Source organism: Pseudomonas sp. Z8(2022) (assembly GCF_025837155.1).
Taxonomy (GTDB): domain Bacteria; phylum Pseudomonadota; class Gammaproteobacteria; order Pseudomonadales; family Pseudomonadaceae; genus Aquipseudomonas.
In genome coordinates this window covers 969,486-988,161 of the sequence record NZ_CP107549.1, presented here as the reverse complement: position 1 = coordinate 988,161, position 18,676 = coordinate 969,486, and the positions used below count along the sequence as shown (strand labels likewise).

Genomic DNA, 18,676 nt, shown 5'->3' with positions numbered 1-18,676 from the left:
TTTTTAAAGAACGAGTACCGGTCAAAAGACCAGAAATCAGCACTCAACAGGCAACCCTGAAGCGCTCATTTCTGAACTCTCTACGATCATGCTGTAATGGTGGAGCCAAGCGGGATCGAACCGCTGACCTCCTGCGTGCAAAGCAGGCGCTCTCCCAGCTGAGCTATGGCCCCGTAAGCATCTGCACCTGAATTGGTAGGTCTGGGCAGATTTGAACTGCCGACCTCACCCTTATCAGGGGTGCGCTCTAACCAACTGAGCTACAGACCTATAACAGGGTCGCCGCGTTACAGCATCGTCTTCTACAGTGAATCAAGCAATTCGTGTGGGAACTTATGAAGAAGCTGATGTCTTCGATTAAGGAGGTGATCCAGCCGCAGGTTCCCCTACGGCTACCTTGTTACGACTTCACCCCAGTCATGAATCACTCCGTGGTAACCGTCCCCCCGAAGGTTAGACTAGCTACTTCTGGAGCAACCCACTCCCATGGTGTGACGGGCGGTGTGTACAAGGCCCGGGAACGTATTCACCGTGACATTCTGATTCACGATTACTAGCGATTCCGACTTCACGCAGTCGAGTTGCAGACTGCGATCCGGACTACGATCGGTTTTATGGGATTAGCTCCACCTCGCGGCTTGGCAACCCTTTGTACCGACCATTGTAGCACGTGTGTAGCCCTGGCCGTAAGGGCCATGATGACTTGACGTCATCCCCACCTTCCTCCGGTTTGTCACCGGCAGTCTCCTTAGAGTGCCCACCCGAGGTGCTGGTAACTAAGGACAAGGGTTGCGCTCGTTACGGGACTTAACCCAACATCTCACGACACGAGCTGACGACAGCCATGCAGCACCTGTGTCTGAGTTCCCGAAGGCACCAATCCATCTCTGGAAAGTTCTCAGCATGTCAAGGCCAGGTAAGGTTCTTCGCGTTGCTTCGAATTAAACCACATGCTCCACCGCTTGTGCGGGCCCCCGTCAATTCATTTGAGTTTTAACCTTGCGGCCGTACTCCCCAGGCGGTCAACTTAATGCGTTAGCTGCGCCACTAAGATCTCAAGGATCCCAACGGCTAGTTGACATCGTTTACGGCGTGGACTACCAGGGTATCTAATCCTGTTTGCTCCCCACGCTTTCGCACCTCAGTGTCAGTATCAGTCCAGGTAGTCGCCTTCGCCACTGGTGTTCCTTCCTATATCTACGCATTTCACCGCTACACAGGAAATTCCACTACCCTCTACCGTACTCTAGCTCAGCAGTTTTGAAAGCAGTTCCCAGGTTGAGCCCGGGGATTTCACTTCCAACTTACTGAACCACCTACGCGCGCTTTACGCCCAGTAATTCCGATTAACGCTTGCACCCTTCGTATTACCGCGGCTGCTGGCACGAAGTTAGCCGGTGCTTATTCTGTCGGTAACGTCAAAATTGCACGGTATTAACGTACAACCCTTCCTCCCAACTTAAAGTGCTTTACAATCCGAAGACCTTCTTCACACACGCGGCATGGCTGGATCAGGCTTTCGCCCATTGTCCAATATTCCCCACTGCTGCCTCCCGTAGGAGTCTGGACCGTGTCTCAGTTCCAGTGTGACTGATCATCCTCTCAGACCAGTTACGGATCGTCGCCTTGGTGAGCCATTACCTCACCAACTAGCTAATCCGACCTAGGCTCATCTGATAGCGCAAGGCCCGAAGGTCCCCTGCTTTCTCCCGTAGGACGTACGCGGTATTAGCGTTCCTTTCGGAACGTTATCCCCCACTACCAGGCAGATTCCTAGGCATTACTCACCCGTCCGCCGCTAAATCCAGGAGCAAGCTCCCTTCATCCGCTCGACTTGCATGTGTTAGGCCTGCCGCCAGCGTTCAATCTGAGCCATGATCAAACTCTTCAGTTCAATACTGCTTGGGTTTTGAGAAAACCCTAAACTTGGCTCAGCAATCGCAAATAAACTCTCGAATTCACGAGTGTTACTTGTGATGCTGATAATCAGTCGACTATCAGTCTTACCTCACAAGCACCCACACGAATTGCTTGATTCAGTTGTTAAAGAGCAGTCGGTCAAGTCTTTCGTCTCAACCAAGGCCGCGCATTCTACAGCAGCCTTTCAATCTGTCAAGCTGTTTTTCGATCTTGTTTCCGAGGAAACTTCTTTCTACTCAACCACTTGCGCTTTCGATCAGAACTTCTTCTCTCCAGCGGGATGCGCATTCTACAGCGTTCAAAACCGCTGTCAACCACCTCTTTTCTACCGCTTTCGATCCATTCGACCGAACCACCAACAGGATCAAACCACCACCCTGTCGGCCGGCGCGCATTCTACACGCCAGATCCAGCTTTGCAAACCCTTCATTTAACTTAACTTATTGATTAACAAGAAGTTTTTGAAGCGCTTCATCACTGAAGTGGCGCGCATTCTACATCCAGCAGAATGCGCGTCAAGCTTATATTTCAATTTTCTTTGGATTCTCTCGAAAAAGGACGCCCACCCTCTGTAATGCGCCCGCGACAGCGGAGAGACGCATCAGCAGCAGCGCGCCACCGATCAACGCATAAGCGAGCCACTCCCCCAGATCAGCCCGCACCACCCAGAGCATATGCAACAAAGCCAGCAGCAGGATCGCGTAAACCAGGCGATGCAGTGCCTTCCACTTACGGCCCAGCTTTCTGATGCTGAAGCGGTTCGAGGTGACGGCCAGCGCCAGGAGCCCGACAAAAGCCAGCGCCCCCACAATGATGTAGGGGCGTTCGGAAAGATCGCGCAACACCAGGTCCAGCCGCAGCCCGGCGATGAACAACACATAGCAGGACAGATGCAGAGCGGCATAGGCGAAGCACCACAACCCCAGCTGACGCCGAACGGCGATCCAGCCTCCCCAGCGGGTCAGTTGCTGCAGCGGCGTCATCGCCAAGGTGATCAGCAGAAGGATCAGGGCACCGAGCCCCAGGTTGTCCACCAGCACCTTGCCCGGATCAGGCCCCAGCAGACTGAAGACGGCACGGTACAGCCAGTAAAACGGTGGAACCGATGCCGCCAGAAACACGCCGAGGCGCCAGAGCCTGTAACGCATCAGTAGTACCTCGCCAGATCCATGCCGGCGTAGAGATCGGCAACCTCCTCATAACCATTGAACATCCGGGTATCGATCACATTCGGACTGAACAAGCCGCTGGGCAGGCGCCGCTCGGTGGCCTGCGACCAGCGCGGATGGTCCACCTGCGGATTGACGTTGGCATAGAAGCCATATTCGTTAGGCGCAATACGCTCCCAGGTTGTTCTGGGCGCCTCGGCTACCAGGCTGATTCGAACGATGGACTTGATGCTCTTGAAGCCATATTTCCAGGGCACCACCAGGCGCAATGGCGCGCCGTTCTGATTGGGCAGAACGCGCCCATATATGCCGACGGCCATGAAAGCCAGAGGATGCATGGCCTCATCCAGACGCAAACCCTCGACATAGGGCCAATCGATCAGAGAGAACCCCGAGCGCTGCCCCGGCATGTGCTCTTTGTCGACCAGCGTCTCGAAGCGCACATAGCGCGCCGACGCGGTGGGTTCGACCTGCTTGAGCAGCTCGGCCAAAGGAAAACCCAGCCAGGGAATGACCATGGACCAGGCCTCTACACAGCGCAATCGGTAGATGCGCTCTTCGAAGGCATGCGGCTTGACCAGATCCTCGATGGCGTAGCGCCCCGGCTTGCTCACCTCGCCATCAATCATCACGGTCCAGGGTTCGACCTGCAGCTTGCCGGCGTTGGCTGCCGGGTCTCCCTTGCCCGTCCCGAACTCATAGAAGTTGTTGTAGTGCGTCGCGTCCTTGAACGGCGTGATGGCCTCACCTTCAGCCGTGATCGCCTGCCAGCGAACGGTCGCGAGCTTCTTCTGGAACCAGCCAGGCGCCTTGGCCGGCTCGACATCGCTGTAGGCACCTTGCGCCTCGGCGCTGACCCAACCGGGCAGCGCAGCCATGGTGGCCAACGCCAGCGAGCCCTTCATCAGCTTGCGACGGGAGAGATAGACCGATTCTGGGGTGACTTCGGACTCTAGGGCCCTAGAAGAGGGGGGAACTCGGATGAGCATGGTGACTCCGCGACTACAGTTCGAGAAACGAACTGTAGACCACGGAGCGCAGGAGAAATTACAACGTCAGGCAGATTTACGACGACGCAATTGCAGCAGGTACTGAATCGGACCGGACACCGCATAAGCCAGGAAAATCAGCAGGAGGATGCGGGGCGGATCGCTGAACACCACCGCGAAGAGCAGCACCACGACCAGAATGGCCACGAAAGGTACACGCCCCTTCAGGTCCAGATCCTTGAAGCTGTAGTACTTAATGTTGCTGACCATCAGGCAACCCGCGGCAGCTACCAGCAGCGCCACGGCGAAAGACATGTTCGAGCCCTTGATACCGAAATCGCTGAATGCCCAGACCGTACCGGCGACCACACCCGCCGCGGCCGGACTGGCCAAACCGATGAAATAGCGCTTGTCGACGCTACCAATCTGCGTATTGAACCGGGCCAGGCGCAATGCCGCACCGGCAACGTAGATGAAGGCAACCATCCAACCCACCTTGCCCATGCTGCCCAGCGCCCACTCGAATGCGAGCAGAGCCGGCGCCACGCCGAAGGCAACCATATCGGAAAGGGAGTCGTACTCGGCGCCGAACGCGCTTTGCGTATTGGTCAGACGCGCGACGCGGCCATCCAGACCGTCAAGCACCATGGCCACGAACACGGCAGCAGCAGCCACATAGAAGTTGCCGTTCATCGCATTGATGATGGAATAGAAGCCGGCGAACAGGTTGGCCGTGGTGAACAGATTGGGCAGCAGGTAGATACCACGGTGACGCACTTTACGCCCTTCCGCGTCCTGCACTTCCTCTACGTGCTCGTCGATCGGCAGCAGGCTTTCCAGATTGTCGCCAGCCGGCTTTTGATCCTCGGGACCTTCACTCATGAACAGCACCTTGCAACGGGTTTGACGAATTTCGACCGGGGCAACTGAACTCAGTTCGCCTCGCAGTGAGCTGGCTTTATACCAGAAGCCTCGCCGCAGAACGAAAAAACGCGGCATAAAGCCGCGTTCTTTCGCACATCGCAGACCTTAGTTCTTGGTCTTGTCGACGATCTTGTTGGCAGCGATCCACGGCATCATCGCACGCAGCTGCTCACCGATCACTTCGATACCGTGAGCGGCGTTGTTACGACGCTTGGCAGTCATCGACGGGTAGCCGGTAGCACCTTCGCTGATGAACATCTTGGCGTATTCGCCGTCCTGGATACGCTTGAGGGCGTTGCGCATGGCCTGACGGGATTCGGCGTTGATCACTTCCGGACCAGTCACATACTCGCCGTACTCGGCGTTGTTGGAGATCGAGTAGTTCATGTTGGCAATACCGCCTTCGTACATGAGGTCAACGATCAGCTTCAGCTCGTGCAGGCACTCGAAGTAGGCCATTTCCGGCGCGTAGCCAGCTTCAACCAGCGTTTCGAAACCGGCCTTGACCAGCTCGACGGTACCACCACAGAGAACGGCCTGCTCGCCGAACAGGTCGGTTTCGGTCTCGTCCTTGAAGGTGGTTTCGATGATGCCGGTACGGCCACCGCCAACGCCCGAAGCGTAGGACAGAGCAACGTTCTTGGCATTGCCGGAAGCGTCCTGATAAACGGCGATCAGGTCAGGGATGCCGCCGCCTTTGACGAACTCGGTACGTACGGTGTGGCCCGGGGCCTTCGGCGCGATCATGATCACGTCGAGGTCGGCGCGCGGAACAACCTGGTTGTAGTGAATGGAGAAACCGTGGGAGAAGGCCAGAGTAGCGCCCTTCTTGATGTTCGGCTCGATCTCGTTCTTGTACAGCTGGCCCTGGAATTCGTCCGGGGTCAGGATCATGACCAGATCGGCAGCAGCAACGGCGCTGGCGACGTCGGTGACTTTCAGGCCATGGGCTTCGGCCTTGGCGACGGTAGCGGAGCCCTTACGCAGACCGATGGTGACGTCAACACCGGAATCTTTCAGGTTGCAGGCCTGGGCGTGGCCCTGGGAGCCGTAACCGATGATGGCGACTTTCTTGCTCTGGATAATGGAGAGGTCGCAATCTTTGTCGTAATAAACTTTCATGTTCTTGGCTCTTTTGAATCGAAAGGGAGGGTGCGAAGCACCGCGACGAAGACACCTTAAGTGATCCCAGACATTGCGTAAAATGATATATTTGCAACACGACATGCCGATAAACGAAACACTCAATGGACAGCCATTCCCTCAGGCTTTTTCTCTCCCTGGCCGACAACCTGCACTTCGGCCGAACCAGCCGCGAACAGCACGTCAGCCCCTCCGCCCTCAGTCGCAGCATCAAGCAGCTGGAAGATGAAGTGGGTGCTGCCCTGTTCGTGCGCGACAACCGCTCGGTGCGTCTGACCCGCGAAGGCCAGCAGTTTCGCGAGTACGCCAGCGAAGTCATGAATGGCTGGCAGGCGATTCGCCAGACCTTCATGCAGGACCAGCTGAATCTGCACGGCGAACTGTCGTTGTACTGTTCGGTCACGGCGAGCTACAGCTTCCTCTATGACATTCTCAGCAGCTTTCGCCAGGATTACCCGCGCATCGAAATGAAGCTGCACACAGGCGATCCGGCGAAAGCGGTCGAACGTGTGCAGCAGGGTCTGGAGGACCTGGCTATCGGCGCCCGACCGGACAGCCTGCCGGCAGGCGTGGAGTTTCAGCCGATCACCCGCTCGGAACTGCGATTTATAGGTCCACAGGCGCCACAACTGCTGAATGAGGAACAACTGAGGCAACCGACAGCCGAGAGCTGGAAGGACGTGCCGATGATCCTATCCGAGGAAGGCCTGGCACGGACGCGCACCGATCGCTGGCTGAAAAGTCACAACATCAAGCCGCGCATCTACGCTCAGGTCGCCGGCAACGAGGCCATTGTCAGCATGGTCAGCCTGGGTTTCGGTATCGGCGTGGTACCGCAGATCGTGCTGGACAACAGCCCGCTGACGGCGCGCATTCGCATCTATGACATCCAGCCACCGCTCACCCCCTACGACATCGGCCTGTTCGCCCTGGAAAAACGCCTCAAGGATCCGCTGATCGCCGCGTTCTGGAACCGCCAGCGCTGAATTGCTGGCAATAAAAAGCCCCGCACCAGGCGGGGCTCTGCGTTACAACAGCGATCAGATACTCAGCACCTTGTCGCCGCGGGCGATACCGGTGACACCACTGCGCACGGTTTCCAGAATCGACACAGTACCGATAGCCTGGATGAAGCTGTCGAGCTTGTCGCTGGTACCAGTCAGCTGCACGGTGTAGACACTGCTGGTCACGTCCACGATCTGGCCGCGGAAGATGTCGGTAGTACGCTTGACCTCGGCACGCTGGGCACCGGTGGCCTTGATCTTGACCAACATCAGTTCGCGCTCGATGTGGGCGCTTTCCGACAGGTTGACCAGCTTGACCACCTCGACCAGCTTGTTGAGGTTCTTCGTGATCTGCTCGATCACCTCATCCTGGCCAACGGTGGTGAGAGTCAGGCGCGAGAGCGTCGGATCTTCGGTTGGCGCAACGGTGAGGCTTTCGATGTTGTAGTTGCGCTGAGAGAACAGACCGACCACGCGGGACAGTGCGCCCGGCTCGTTTTCCAGCAGCAGGGAAATGATATGTCGCATCTTAGGTCCGCTCCGTCTTGCTCAGCCACATGTCACGCATCGCACCGTCTCTGATCTGCATCGGATAGACGTGCTCGCTGGAATCCACCGCGATGTCGAGGAACACCAGACGGTTCTTCATGGCGAAGGCTTCCTCCAGCTTGGGCTTGAGGTCCTTCAGCGAGGTGATGCGCATACCGACATGGCCATAGGCCTCGGCCAGTTTGACGAAGTCCGGCAGCGACTCCATGTAGGAGTGCGAATAACGGCTGTTGTACTGCATGTCCTGCCACTGGCGAACCATGCCGAGCGCACCGTTGTTCAGGTTGACGATCTTCACCGGCAGGTCGTACTGCAGGCAGGTCGACAGTTCCTGGATGTTCATCTGGATGCTGCCCTCGCCGGTGACGCACGCCACGTCGGCATCCGGGAAGTTCAGCTTGATGCCCATCGCAGCCGGGAAACCGAAGCCCATGGTGCCCAGGCCACCGGAGTTGATCCAGCGGTTGGGCTTGTTGAAGCGGTAATACTGCGCGGCGAACATCTGGTGCTGACCCACATCGGAGGTGATGTAGGCGTCGCCCTTGGTTACTTCGCACAGGGTTTCGATTACGGTCTGCGGCTTGATGATCGAACCGTCGCCCTCGTTGTACGGGAACAGACGACCATTGCCACGCCACTCGTCGATCTGTTTCCACCAGCTGGCGACGGTGTCCTTGTTCGGGGTTTCACCGATTTCCTTGAGGATGGCGACCATCTCGGTCAACACGCTGTCCACCGGGCCAACGATCGGGATGTCGGCCTTGATGGTCTTGGAGATCGAGGCCGGGTCGATGTCGATATGAATGATCTTGGCGTTCGGGCAGAACTTGGCCGCGCCGTTGATCACACGGTCATCGAAGCGTGCACCGACAGCCAGGATAACGTCGGCATGGTGCATGGCCAGGTTGGCGGTGTAGCTACCGTGCATACCGAGCATGCCGATGAACTGGCGGTCGGTACCCGGGTAGCCGCCGAGGCCCATCAGGGTATTGGTCACCGGCAGATTGAGCATCTGCGCCAGCTCGGTCAGCGGCGCGGAAGCGCCGCCCATGATCACGCCACCGCCGGAGTACATGACCGGACGCTTGGCAGCCAGCAGCATCTCGGCAGCCTTGCGGATCTGGCCGGAGTGGCCACGTACCGCCGGACTGTAGGAGCGCAGCTTGACCTTCTTCGGATAGACGTATTCGAACTTCTGGGTCGGGTCGCCCATATCCTTCGGAATGTCGACCACGACAGGGCCCGGACGGCCGGACTCGGCGAGATAGAAGGCCTTCTTCAGCACTTCGGGGATTTCCGACGGGTGCTTGATGATGAAGCTGTGCTTCACGATCGGACGGGAAATACCGACCATGTCGGTTTCCTGGAAGGCATCGGTGCCGACCATGGCGCTCGGCACCTGGCCGGAGATTACCACCATCGGAATGGAATCCATGTAGGCAGTGGCAATGCCGGTGATGGCATTGGTCGCGCCTGGGCCGGAGGTTACCAGCACCACACCGGCCTTGCCGGTGGCGCGGGCATAACCGTCAGCCATATGGGTCGCTGCCTGTTCATGACGCACCAGAATGTGAGTCACTTCCGGTTCTTTGAACAGGGCATCGTAGATATGCAGGAGAGCACCACCAGGGTACCCGTAGATGTGCTTAACGCCTTCGTCACGCAGGAAGCGGACGACCATTTCAGCGCCGGATAAAAGCTCCACGTTGTTCACCTCTTGAACGCCAGTATGCCACCCGCAACGGGTAGCCCTAAGTAGGTTCTTACTGTCAGCAGACACGCACGACGGTGATCGTGGATTCGAAACATCAGCTTGACGAGTAACGGAGCAGCCCATGGTCTTGCGGGGCTGGTCCTCCCAGCGCGAGGTAACGCGTAGCGGGTGTCACGGTTCGGCGCGGGTAGCGCCTCTTTTCCCCGAGCTGAAGGACGCTTGCGGCGGACTCCACTGCGGGGGAAGGCTGGATTGTTCGGGTTCGGCGAAAGCAAGTCAAGCGGCGCGTAACCTATTATTCGACTTGGCGCTGTGACGCAGCGCAGAATGAAGATGGTCGGCTTTTGGTTATAGTAACCAGCAGCACTGCAGCTCTCGATAAGGAAACAGCATGCGCCACATGATTCTCACTGGCACCTTGATGCTCGCCTTGAGCACAACCGCCATGGCCAGCCAGGTTTACAAGTGGGTAGACGACAAAGGCGTGACCCATTTCGGCGCGCAACCGCCACAGGGCCAGCAGGCCACCACCATCAATACCGCGACACCACCGCCCCGCTCGACGCCAAGCACGCCTGCGCCCAGCGCTGATAATCAGCTCGACCCGGAGCAGGCGGCCATCGACAAGAAGGTCAAGGAAGATGTGGCAAAGCAGGAGGCCGAGCGCAAGCAGTACTGCCAGAACGCCCGCAGCAACCTGGCTCAGCTGGAAAACAATCCACGCGTCAGGATTGAGGATGGTGGAGAAGTGCGCCGCATTGACGAGAATGAGCGCCAGGAACGCATCACCGAGCTGAAGAAAGCCATCACGGAAAACTGCAAGTAAGGCGTTACGCGCACGCTCTCAGGACGTGCGCGTAAGCAGGCGATCGAACTCGCCCAGCAGTTCGACCAGCCGACGCGCAACGCTCGGCTGCTGCTGATAGACCATCTCGGCCATCGCCTGAATGCCTGAGACCGAAGGCAAGGTCGCACCTGTTTCCAGAAGCACCTTCATGCGCGGCAGGAAAATCCACTGCAGCCATTGCTCGAAGGTCAGCGTATCGACACAGAAAGGCTCCGGGCTGGCCAACGCCTCGACACTCGGGGCTTCTTCCTGCCACCAGCCCAGCACCCGCAGCTCACGCTCGATCAGCAGCAGATGCTCGGCCAGGGCACTCACGCGCGCCTCCATCAAAGATTGACCCGGGCGCGTTCACGGGCCTGGGCTGCACCGGCGGGGTCACCCTGACGCTCGCGCGCCTGAGCGATCAGATCCCACAAGCTGGCCTGCAGCGCCGGGCGCCCGCCTGCATAGGTCAGACCACGGCGGGCGAGCTGCTCGGCCTGCGCGGCGTCTCCCTGAGCCAGGCGGACTTCGGCAAGACGATAAAGTACCTGCGGCTCACGTGGCGCGATGCGCTGAGCACGCTCCAGGCTGGAAGCTGCACCATTGAGATCGCCACCACCCTGTTGCTGTTGGGCGGTGGTCAGCAGAGCGAGAACAGGGCCATCCAGCTGCTCATCGGCCGCCAGGCCACCACCGCTGGGAATGCCGCTGGGCATGCTCGGAATCGAGGAACCGAAGCTCCCCTCGACCGGTGTAGACGGCTGATTGCTCACGGGCGGATCGAACGTCAGGCCGCCACTGGAGGTGATCGGCTGCGAGTCGGTCTGCAACGGTGCCGAGACGGCGCCCTGCGGTACCATCACCACCACCCCGGAATCCTCTTCGATACGCTGCGGTGCGGCGGCGGGGCCCGGGTTGTTCGAAGCACCATAGCCCCCCGACGACAACGGGGTACCGGCATCGATCACCGGAATCGAACCCTGCGGTACCGTACTGCAACCACTCAGAACCGCCGTCGCCAGCATCGTGGCAAGCCACTTTTTGTTCACATCCAATCCTCTTCAGGTAACACCGAGCCACTCGGCTCGGCCGTCATTCCAGCCAGCCCCGCACCCAATCCATCACCGACTCGACCGGCGCCTGGATACCGCAAGCCGAGCCCGGGGCAGGTTCACTGCCGCGAATATAAGGCATCTGTACCGCATTCGGGCAGCCCGAAGCCGAACCCAGTCCGGTCTGACGATCAACCCAGGCCTGGGTGACGTTGTCCGGCATCGGCATGTCCAGCGGCAACGGATCAGCCTTGCGCATGAAGCCGGTCCATACCTGCAGAGCACCGCTTGCACCGGTCAACGGTGTCGGGCCGTTATCGTCGCGCCCCAGCCACACCACCGCCAGCAGATCCTGACTGAAGCCGGCGAACCAGCTATCACGCGAGTCGTTACTGGTGCCGGTCTTGCCCGCCAGATTCAGCGAGCCGGGCAGCTGGCTGTATACCGACCGACCGGTACCTTCACGCATGGTGCGCTGCATGGCGTTCTGTACCAGGTAGATGGCGCCTGGGTCGAAACGTTGCTGGATCTGGAACGGATAGCGTCCGAGCGGCTGGCCGTCGGCGGTCAGCACGCTGCGAATGCCTCGCAGCGGCGTGTTGAAGCCGCCATTGGCCAGCGTCTGATACATGCCGGCCACTTCCATAGGCGTCAGCGCACCGGCCCCCAGCAGCATCGACGGATAGGCCGGCCACTTGCGCTCTACCCCCAGTCGCTCGAGCGTCTTGAGCACGTTGGGCACACCGATTTCCAGGCCGAGCTTGGCCGTGGACAGGTTGTAGGACTGCGCCAGCCCCTGATACAGGTAAATCGTGCCATGAGCCTTGCGGTCGTAGTTCTGCGGTGTCCAGACCTGACCGTCCTGCCCCTTGATGGAGAAGGGTTCGTCCTCCAGCCAACTGGTCAGGGTGTACTGACTCGGGCGTTCCAAGGCCGACAGGTAGATCGCCGGCTTGATCAGCGAACCAATCGGCCGCACGGCGTCCAGGGCCCGGTTGAAACCGGCAAACCGCGGCTGACGGCTGCCGATCAATGCCTGGACCTCACCCGTCTCCGGATTGGTCACGACCATGCCGGCCTGCACCTCGTCCACGCCCTTGCGTCCGGCCAGGCGCTTGAGCGTCTCGGCCAGCGCCTCTTCGGCCTTGAGCTGCAGGATCGGATCGAAGCTGGTGAAGATGCGCAAGCCCTCTTCGGTCAGATCCTGCTCACGGTAATCCTCACGCAGCTGACGCTTGACCAGATCGAGGAACGCCGGGAATGAGCTGTCAGCCATGCTGCCACGCGAGGTCACGCCAAGCGGTTTCTTCTTGGCAGCAGCGGCTTCTTCAGGCGTGATGGAACCCTGCTCGGCAAGCAGATCGATGACCAGATTACGGCGCGTCATCGCCCGTTCGGGATTGCGCCGCGGGTTGAAATAGGTCGGCCCCTTGACCATGCCCACCAGCAGTGCGACCTGCTCGAGCTTCAGCTCGGATACCGGCTGACTGAAGAAGTACTGGCTCGCCAGACCAAAGCCATGCACCGCACGCTGACCGTCCTGACCGAGGAACACCTCGTTCATGTAGGCCTCGAGAATCTCGCGCTTGTCGTAATGCAGCTCCAGCAGCACCGCCATCATGGCTTCGGTGACCTTGCGCAACAGAGTGCGCTCATTGGTCAGGTAGAAGTTCTTCACCAACTGCTGGGTCAGGGTACTGCCGCCCTGGACCAGACGACCGGAAGACGCGTTGATCCACAGCGCGCGAGCGATGCCCTTGGGCGATACACCGAAATGGTCGAAATAGTCGCGGTCCTCGACGGCTACCAGCGCATCGATCAGATAGGCTGGCACCTGATCCAGCTTGATCAGGATGCGGTCTTCCTGATGCGCCGGATAAAGCCCGCCGATCAGCAGCGGTTCGAGCCGCGCCACGGCAAGATTGCCGCCATTGGCCTGGGACAGGCCGGCGACATAATCACCGGAAAAGCGCACACGCACCCTCTGCGACGGCTCGGCGCCCTCGTAGAACTGGAAGCCACGGCTGTGCAACTCGATGTTGTTGCCGGCCACCGACACTGCGCCCGGCCCATTGACCACGCTCTCGCGGCGATAACCCAGGGCATCCAGCTCACGCAGAAAATCATCCTTCGCCAGCTTCTGCCCGACGAACAGCTCAAGGGGTCTGGCATAGACCTTCGCGGGTACCGTCCAGCGCTTGCCGGAAAATTTTTCCTGCACCACGGCATCGAGGTAAACGGCGAAACCGGCAAGGATCACCAGGCCGACAAGACCGAGCTTGAGCCCCCAGGCGAGCCAGGGACGCATGCCGGACGAGCGGGATTTTTTGTTTGAGCGGGGGGAGCGTTTTCGTGTCATGGCGGGATTATACGCACTTTACATAGGGGCCAGCAGCGCCGCCCGGATGGTTTGCAGAGCAGCTCACAGCGGCCATAATGCCCAGCTCGAACAGCGTCTAGAACAAGGATCGAACGTGAGCCAAGCCCTGATTGCCGCACTGCAGAACCCGGCCCTGTATCCGCATCCTGTGGAAGGGTTTCAGGTGATTGAGACCCACATTTCCTGGGTTTTGCTCACTGGCCCCTATGCCTACAAGATCAAAAAGCCGGTCAACTTTGGCTTCCTCGACTTCACCAGCCTCGAAGCGCGCCGTCACTTCTGCGAAGAGGAGCTGCGCCTCAACCAGCGCCTGGCCCGCGATCTGTATCTGGAAGTGCTGCCGATCAGCGGCAGTGAAGACGCCCCCAGCCTCGATGGCAGCACACCGGCCATCGAATATGCACTGAAGATGCGTCAGTTCCCGCAGGAGCAGTTGCTCAGCGCCATCCAGGTTCGCGGTGAGCTGAACAATACTCACATCGACGCACTGGCCGAGCAGATCGCCACCTTCCACCTGAACGCGCCCAAGGTGCCACAGGAACATGCGCTGGGTAGCGCGCAAGCGGTGATGGCGCCGGTGCAGCAGAATTTCGACCAGATTCGTCCGATGCTCAGCGAGCAGGCGGACCTGCAACAACTCGACGCCCTCGAAGCCTGGGCGCAGTCCAGCTACGAGCGCCTGCAGCCGCTACTGACCGAGCGCAAGGCACAAGGCTTTATCCGTGAATGCCACGGTGACATTCATCTGGGTAACGCCGCGCAGATCGACGGCAATGTGGTGCTGTTCGACTGCATCGAATTCAACGAACCCTTCCGCCTGACCGACGTCACTGCGGATATCGCCTTTTTGGCCATGGACCTCGAGGACCGCGGCCTCAAGTGCCTGGCACGTCGCTTCATCAGTGGCTGGCTGGAGCGCACCGGCGATTACGCAGCCCTGCAGCTTCTCAATTTCTACAAGGCCTACCGCGCCATGGTCCGCGGCAAGGTCGCACTGTTCCGCCTGGGCCAGGAGCAGGACCCCGTGCAGCGCGCGGTGATTCTTCGCCAGTATCGCGGTTATGCCGCACTGGCCGAGAGCTACAGCGCCATTCCGACCCCCTTCCTGGCCATCACCCATGGCGTCTCGGCTGTCGGCAAGAGCCACGTTGCCATGCGCCTGGTAGAAGCGCTGGGCGCCATCCGCCTGCGCTCCGATATCGAACGCAAGCGCCTGTTCGGCGAACAGAGCAGCGCGACCAGAAACCAGCTGGCCGCGGGTATCTACAGTACCGATGCCAGCCAGGCGACCTATCAGCGCCTGCACCAACTGGCACGCGAAGTCCTGCACGCCGGATTCCCGGTAGTGATCGACGCGACCTATCTCAAGACCGTACAGCGTCAGGCGGCGAGCGAGGTCGCGGAAGACACCGGCACACCTTTCCTGATTATCGACTGCCACGCCCCGGATGCGGTGATCGCCGGTTGGCTGGAGCAACGCCAGAATGAAGGCAAGGACCCCTCGGATGCGACGCTGGAGGTGATCCGGAGCCAGCAAGCCAACCGCGAACCACTCGATGCCGATGAACTGGCTCACAGCAAACGCGTCGATACGCATGAAGGCGCCAGCCTGGACAGCCTGGTGGAGCGCATTCGCCAGCGCCTGCCGGGACTCTGAGCCCAAGCGGCTGACGCCCCTGCCAGGCAAACCCTGGCAGGGCTTCTATACTGCTGGTCAAGCCATCAGCGGTATCTGCCATGAGCCAGCCCCGTCAGCTTGATCATCCGCTCTACCACCTCCTGTACAACGACGATGTGAATGGCTTCAATGCGCAGAAGCCGAAGGGTGTCGAGGTCGATCTATCCGGCGGCGACTTCCGCGGGCTCGACCTGCGCAACATGGACACTGAGGCCGTCAATTTCACCGACGCGTATTTTCGCGGAGCCGACCTCCGCGGCCTGGACCTGCGCAATGCCAGGATCGAAGGCGCCAGCCTGGCCCATGCGCAGATTTCCGGCGCTTATTTCCCTGTCGAACTGACCGCTGACGAGATTCTCATGTCGGTGAATTTCGGCACCCGCCTGCGCTATCGCACCAGGTAACCCGCGCGAACAAGACCGAAGCATAAAGGCAATTGGCCGCTACACTTTCTATCAGGCACACCACCGCGAACCTTCACAGCCACGCTTGGAGGCCCGATGCACGACGAACTGCAACACCTGAAGAACCTCGGCAAAACCTCTGCGCAATGGCTGCATGCCGTTGGCATACACAGCGCCAACGACCTGCGTCGCTACGGTGCCGTCGGCGCCTACCGGGCAGTCAAGGCGCGCGGTTTTCGCGCATCCAAGGTACTGCTCTATGCCATCGAGGGCGCTCTGCTCAATGTGCACTGGAGCGAGTTGCCAGCCGCTCACAAGGCTGAATTGAACGGTCAACTGGACGCCGCTCAAGGCAACAACAAGAGCTAGCTCACAACACCAGCGCAAGGTGATTTACTCGGAGAAGCGTCAAGCCTATTGTTCCAGGGACCTTCGTGTGGTCAGCCAGTCCAGCCAGTTCAAGGAATTTCGGTTATGTATTTACTCGGGGAGCAACCGGCTTACGCCGATCAGTTGATCAATCGCCTGCAGAGCATCCCCACTCAGTTGCTGGAAGGGCTACAACCCACGGGTGAGCCATTGCGCCTGGAACGTGTCGATGATCTGGCCAAGGTACTGCCTGGCAACCAGCTGTACATCATCGAGAATGGTCTGCTGCATGCACTGGTCGACGAGCGTCCGCTTTTCTATCTGCAGGAAGGTGATCTGGTCGGCCTGCGCCAGGGCATCGACCTGCCCTCCTGCCGCTACAGCAGCGAAGAGCCCATCAGCCTGGTTCCCTACTCGCGCAGCGAAGTGTTCAAGCACATCTACGCCAGCGAGCAGCGTCAGGAACAGTTCATCCAGTACCTGATCGGCCACACCGCCCTGCTTTCCGATGCACTGGCACGCCTGAAGCAGCCGGAGATCCGGCCAGCGACCGGTTTCCAGCATTTCGCTGCCGGCGAGGAACTGATTCACCAGGGGGATGAGGCCGACCACGTGTTCATCATCATCGAGGGACACGCCGAGGCCTATGTCGACGGCCAGAAGGTCGGCGACGTGCAGAAGGACGAGATCTTCGGCGCCATGGCCGTTTTCACCCGGGAGAAGCGCAGTGCCACGGTAATCGCCAGCGAACCCTGTACGGTCATGGTGATTCCCAAGGAGCAATTCCTCAGCCTGATGCAAAGCAACCCGCGCATCGCGCACAGCCTGATCGAGAGCATGGCCCGACGCATCGATCTGCTTAACAAGGAAGTCACTCAGTTGCGCCTGCCAGTAGGATGCTGAGACCTAGACATGAGCGAACCCCGGCAAACGCCGGGGTTTTGCATTTCTGAGGCGCCATAATCTTCCTGAGAAAAATTCTCAAAAAGGCGTTGACTCATAAATGAGAATTGTTATTATTCACTCAACTGGTCGCGAGATCAGCCGATAAGCTAAAGAGACCATTTCAGTCGGACTCTTCAGATTATCTCCTCATCAGGCTAATCACGGTTATTGACCCGGCTCTTGCCGGGTCTTTTTTTGCCCGCAGTTTTACCTGGGCAGCGGCACCGACACTCAGCGATCAGTCATCCACCTGAGCCAGCCAGTTCGGCAGGTTGAAATGCAGGCTGATGCGCGAGATCAGGCCATCGCGAATATCGAAGAAGGCGCCCACGCGCATCTCGTAGCGCTGCCCGCAAGCCTCCGGCAGACCGTCGTCGGTGGCCAGATATTCGCCGCTGACATGGTACTCGCAGGCCGCATGACGCCCTTGCGGTTCGGCCATGATCACCAGCGATTCGATGGTCTCGCGATAACAATGCAGTTGCCGCTCGATATACCCGGCAAACGCGTCTCGGCCGTGCTCGGCGAACCCCTGGTTGGGCTCCAGGGTCAGCTCATCGCTGACCAGAGCCAGGCAGGCGCGAATGTCCCGATCATTGAGGGCTTGAAAGTAACGTTGCAGCAGGTCGCGAACGTCGACAGGCATGGCGCAGGCTCCGGATCGGCAAAACGCCGAGGATACCTTGCGGCCCGCGGATGAAAGGCGGCTAGGGTCGCAGTTTGGCGCAGTGATCCTGCTCCGGCTGCGCGGCGGTAAACCAGACGTAATCGGCCATGGACGCATCCACCACACGCCCGACCTCGGCCAGGATCAGCACCTGGGTGTCCGCCTGCACGCCAAGATCAGCGAGGTGCAGCGGTACACCGAGGTCCTTGCGGACGTGAAAGGCACCGGCCAACAGCAGGCCGGGCTGCGGCGCCGCCAGCAAAGCCTCGGCCATGCGCCGGTCACGCTGCTGTTGCACGGCGAGCAACGCCGGCAACTGGTTTTCCGGCAGCAGGCCGCAGTGCGACTCGCGGATGTCATCCAGCAGACGTGCCTGTACCTTCGTGGCGCCGGAGCGCTCGCCTTCCAGCGTCGGACGCTGGCGATAGATCTGCATGATCTCGGCGCGGTCCAGGTTGGCCGCAAGCAGGGGATAGGGCTGGCGAAGCTGATGAAGTACCAGCGGCCCATAGAACGACCAGTCCCAGCCCGATTGCCAGGCCAGAGCATCGAACGGATCGCCGAGGGAGCGCCCCCCACGTGCCGTCACCCGGGCCTGATCGACCTTGCCCTGTTGCTCCGGATTGAGCATCTCCATCAACACACTACCCTGCGGCCGCTGCCTGTTCAGCTCGCGCAACAGCCAGAGCTGCAGGGCATGATGGTCGGGGTTGTCGTGCTGCTCGCCGACCAGCACCCGCTCGACCCGCGCCAGACGTTCGAGCAACTGCCCGGGGCTGATCGTCTGCCCGCTGGCCAGATCGACGATACGCCCCAGATCGGCATGTTCATGCCCCAACGGGGAGAGTGGCGCTGGTGGCGGCATCACCGCTCGCCCCTGGCAGGCGCTCAGCAGCACCAGACAACTCAGCAACAGGATTCGCATCAAGGGCTCCGGCAT

17 protein-coding genes, 2 tRNA genes and 1 rRNA gene are annotated in these 18,676 nt (G+C 59.7%); 6 read left to right on the top strand and 14 right to left on the bottom strand.

Features of this window, described 5'->3' with window-relative positions:
- Positions 1–97: 97 nt before the first annotated feature.
- The 7 genes from OEG79_RS04705 to ilvC all read right to left on the bottom strand — a co-directional run bounded on the left by OEG79_RS04705 (position 98) and on the right by ilvC (position 6,124).
- A tRNA-Ala gene (locus OEG79_RS04705) sits at positions 98–173 on the bottom strand.
- Between the two features lie 20 nt (positions 174–193).
- Positions 194–270 (bottom strand) — tRNA-Ile (locus OEG79_RS04700).
- An 88-nt stretch (positions 271–358) separates the two neighbouring features.
- Positions 359–1,894: ribosomal RNA gene (locus OEG79_RS04695) — 16S ribosomal RNA — on the bottom strand.
- 547 nt (positions 1,895–2,441) lie between these two features.
- Entirely contained in the window at positions 2,442–3,068 is a 627-nt protein-coding gene (msrQ, locus tag OEG79_RS04690) for a protein-methionine-sulfoxide reductase heme-binding subunit MsrQ (protein WP_264147661.1), read from the bottom strand.
- On the bottom strand, positions 3,068–4,078 hold the full coding sequence (gene msrP, locus OEG79_RS04685) for a protein-methionine-sulfoxide reductase catalytic subunit MsrP (RefSeq protein WP_264147660.1): 1,011 nt from the start codon (positions 4,076–4,078) through the stop codon (positions 3,068–3,070). Before msrP ends, msrQ begins: the two co-directional genes overlap by 1 nt.
- Positions 4,079–4,144: 66 nt before the next feature.
- Positions 4,145–4,960, bottom strand: coding sequence for a CDP-diacylglycerol--serine O-phosphatidyltransferase (gene pssA, locus OEG79_RS04680; protein WP_264147659.1), 816 nt, complete (start codon positions 4,958–4,960; stop codon positions 4,145–4,147).
- Between the two features lie 147 nt (positions 4,961–5,107).
- A complete protein-coding gene (gene ilvC / locus OEG79_RS04675) occupies positions 5,108–6,124 on the bottom strand; it encodes a ketol-acid reductoisomerase (RefSeq protein WP_090435310.1) in 1,017 nt (338 codons plus the stop codon).
- Positions 6,125–6,249: 125 nt separating this feature from the next.
- Between ilvC and ilvY the strand changes: the two genes are divergently transcribed.
- Positions 6,250–7,131 carry an HTH-type transcriptional activator IlvY gene (ilvY, locus tag OEG79_RS04670; RefSeq protein WP_264147658.1) on the top strand — a complete coding sequence of 294 codons (882 nt, stop codon included), beginning with the start codon at positions 6,250–6,252 and terminating at the stop codon, positions 7,129–7,131.
- A 54-nt stretch (positions 7,132–7,185) separates the two neighbouring features.
- On the opposite strand, the gene ilvN is transcribed toward ilvY, so the two are convergent.
- Positions 7,186–7,677: an acetolactate synthase small subunit gene (ilvN, locus tag OEG79_RS04665; RefSeq protein WP_264147657.1), complete on the bottom strand. Its 492-nt coding sequence runs from the start codon at positions 7,675–7,677 to the stop codon at positions 7,186–7,188.
- 1 nt (position 7,678) lies between these two features.
- Complete coding sequence (locus OEG79_RS04660) at positions 7,679–9,403, bottom strand: acetolactate synthase 3 large subunit (RefSeq protein WP_264147656.1); 1,725 nt, start codon at positions 9,401–9,403, stop codon at positions 7,679–7,681.
- A gap of 400 nt (positions 9,404–9,803) precedes the next feature.
- Here OEG79_RS04660 and OEG79_RS04655 point away from each other — a divergent pair, with 400 nt between their 5' ends.
- Positions 9,804–10,238: a DUF4124 domain-containing protein gene (locus OEG79_RS04655; RefSeq protein ID WP_264147655.1), complete on the top strand. Its 435-nt coding sequence runs from the start codon at positions 9,804–9,806 to the stop codon at positions 10,236–10,238.
- A gap of 18 nt (positions 10,239–10,256) precedes the next feature.
- Here OEG79_RS04655 and OEG79_RS04650 read toward each other — a convergent pair whose 3' ends face one another.
- The 3 genes from OEG79_RS04650 to mrcB all read right to left on the bottom strand — a co-directional run bounded on the left by OEG79_RS04650 (position 10,257) and on the right by mrcB (position 13,652).
- Entirely contained in the window at positions 10,257–10,586 is a 330-nt protein-coding gene (locus OEG79_RS04650) for a YqcC family protein (protein ID WP_264147654.1), read from the bottom strand.
- Complete coding sequence (locus OEG79_RS04645) at positions 10,586–11,266, bottom strand: bacterial transcriptional activator domain-containing protein (RefSeq protein WP_318840868.1); 681 nt, start codon at positions 11,264–11,266, stop codon at positions 10,586–10,588. The genes OEG79_RS04650 and OEG79_RS04645 overlap by 1 nt, the downstream gene beginning before the upstream one ends.
- A gap of 67 nt (positions 11,267–11,333) precedes the next feature.
- Complete coding sequence (mrcB, locus tag OEG79_RS04640; RefSeq protein WP_264147652.1) at positions 11,334–13,652, bottom strand: penicillin-binding protein 1B; 2,319 nt, start codon at positions 13,650–13,652, stop codon at positions 11,334–11,336.
- Between the two features lie 115 nt (positions 13,653–13,767).
- On the opposite strand from mrcB, the gene OEG79_RS04635 reads away from it, so the two are divergent.
- The 4 genes from OEG79_RS04635 to OEG79_RS04620 all read left to right on the top strand — a co-directional run bounded on the left by OEG79_RS04635 (position 13,768) and on the right by OEG79_RS04620 (position 17,027).
- A complete protein-coding gene (locus OEG79_RS04635) occupies positions 13,768–15,330 on the top strand; it encodes a bifunctional aminoglycoside phosphotransferase/ATP-binding protein (protein WP_264147651.1) in 1,563 nt (520 codons plus the stop codon).
- An 80-nt stretch (positions 15,331–15,410) separates the two neighbouring features.
- On the top strand, positions 15,411–15,755 hold the full coding sequence (locus OEG79_RS04630) for a pentapeptide repeat-containing protein (RefSeq protein ID WP_264147650.1): 345 nt from the start codon (positions 15,411–15,413) through the stop codon (positions 15,753–15,755).
- A gap of 96 nt (positions 15,756–15,851) precedes the next feature.
- A complete protein-coding gene (locus tag OEG79_RS04625) occupies positions 15,852–16,124 on the top strand; it encodes a TfoX/Sxy family protein (RefSeq protein ID WP_264147649.1) in 273 nt (90 codons plus the stop codon).
- Positions 16,125–16,229: 105 nt separating this feature from the next.
- Positions 16,230–17,027: a cyclic nucleotide-binding domain-containing protein gene (locus tag OEG79_RS04620; RefSeq protein ID WP_264147648.1), complete on the top strand. Its 798-nt coding sequence runs from the start codon at positions 16,230–16,232 to the stop codon at positions 17,025–17,027.
- A gap of 280 nt (positions 17,028–17,307) precedes the next feature.
- On the opposite strand, the gene OEG79_RS04615 is transcribed toward OEG79_RS04620, so the two are convergent.
- Positions 17,308–17,715: a nuclear transport factor 2 family protein gene (locus OEG79_RS04615; RefSeq protein WP_264147647.1), complete on the bottom strand. Its 408-nt coding sequence runs from the start codon at positions 17,713–17,715 to the stop codon at positions 17,308–17,310.
- A 61-nt stretch (positions 17,716–17,776) separates the two neighbouring features.
- Positions 17,777–18,661 carry a ChaN family lipoprotein gene (locus tag OEG79_RS04610; protein ID WP_264147646.1) on the bottom strand — a complete coding sequence of 295 codons (885 nt, stop codon included), beginning with the start codon at positions 18,659–18,661 and terminating at the stop codon, positions 17,777–17,779.
- Between the last annotated feature and the right edge of the window lie 15 nt (positions 18,662–18,676).

Bases quoted from the DNA above. Each gene is read 5' to 3' on its own strand.
- OEG79_RS04650 (WP_264147654.1), bottom strand. From the start codon at position 10,586: ATGGAGGCGCGCGTGAGTGCCCTGGCCGAGCATCTGCTGCTGATCGAG.
- pssA (WP_264147659.1), bottom strand. From the start codon at position 4,960: ATGAGTGAAGGTCCCGAGGATCAAAAGCCGGCTGGCGACAATCTGGAA.
- OEG79_RS04610 (WP_264147646.1), bottom strand. From the start codon at position 18,661: ATGCGAATCCTGTTGCTGAGTTGTCTGGTGCTGCTGAGCGCCTGCCAG.
- ilvY (WP_264147658.1), top strand. From the start codon at position 6,250: ATGGACAGCCATTCCCTCAGGCTTTTTCTCTCCCTGGCCGACAACCTG.
- OEG79_RS04645 (WP_318840868.1), bottom strand. From the start codon at position 11,266: ATGCTGGCGACGGCGGTTCTGAGTGGTTGCAGTACGGTACCGCAGGGT.
- msrQ (WP_264147661.1), bottom strand. From the start codon at position 3,068: ATGCGTTACAGGCTCTGGCGCCTCGGCGTGTTTCTGGCGGCATCGGTT.
- ilvN (WP_264147657.1), bottom strand. From the start codon at position 7,677: ATGCGACATATCATTTCCCTGCTGCTGGAAAACGAGCCGGGCGCACTG.
- OEG79_RS04625 (WP_264147649.1), top strand. From the start codon at position 15,852: ATGCACGACGAACTGCAACACCTGAAGAACCTCGGCAAAACCTCTGCG.
- OEG79_RS04630 (WP_264147650.1), top strand. From the start codon at position 15,411: ATGAGCCAGCCCCGTCAGCTTGATCATCCGCTCTACCACCTCCTGTAC.
- OEG79_RS04655 (WP_264147655.1), top strand. From the start codon at position 9,804: ATGCGCCACATGATTCTCACTGGCACCTTGATGCTCGCCTTGAGCACA.
- msrP (WP_264147660.1), bottom strand. From the start codon at position 4,078: ATGCTCATCCGAGTTCCCCCCTCTTCTAGGGCCCTAGAGTCCGAAGTC.
- OEG79_RS04620 (WP_264147648.1), top strand. From the start codon at position 16,230: ATGTATTTACTCGGGGAGCAACCGGCTTACGCCGATCAGTTGATCAAT.
- OEG79_RS04615 (WP_264147647.1), bottom strand. From the start codon at position 17,715: ATGCCTGTCGACGTTCGCGACCTGCTGCAACGTTACTTTCAAGCCCTC.
- mrcB (WP_264147652.1), bottom strand. From the start codon at position 13,652: ATGACACGAAAACGCTCCCCCCGCTCAAACAAAAAATCCCGCTCGTCC.
- ilvC (WP_090435310.1), bottom strand. From the start codon at position 6,124: ATGAAAGTTTATTACGACAAAGATTGCGACCTCTCCATTATCCAGAGC.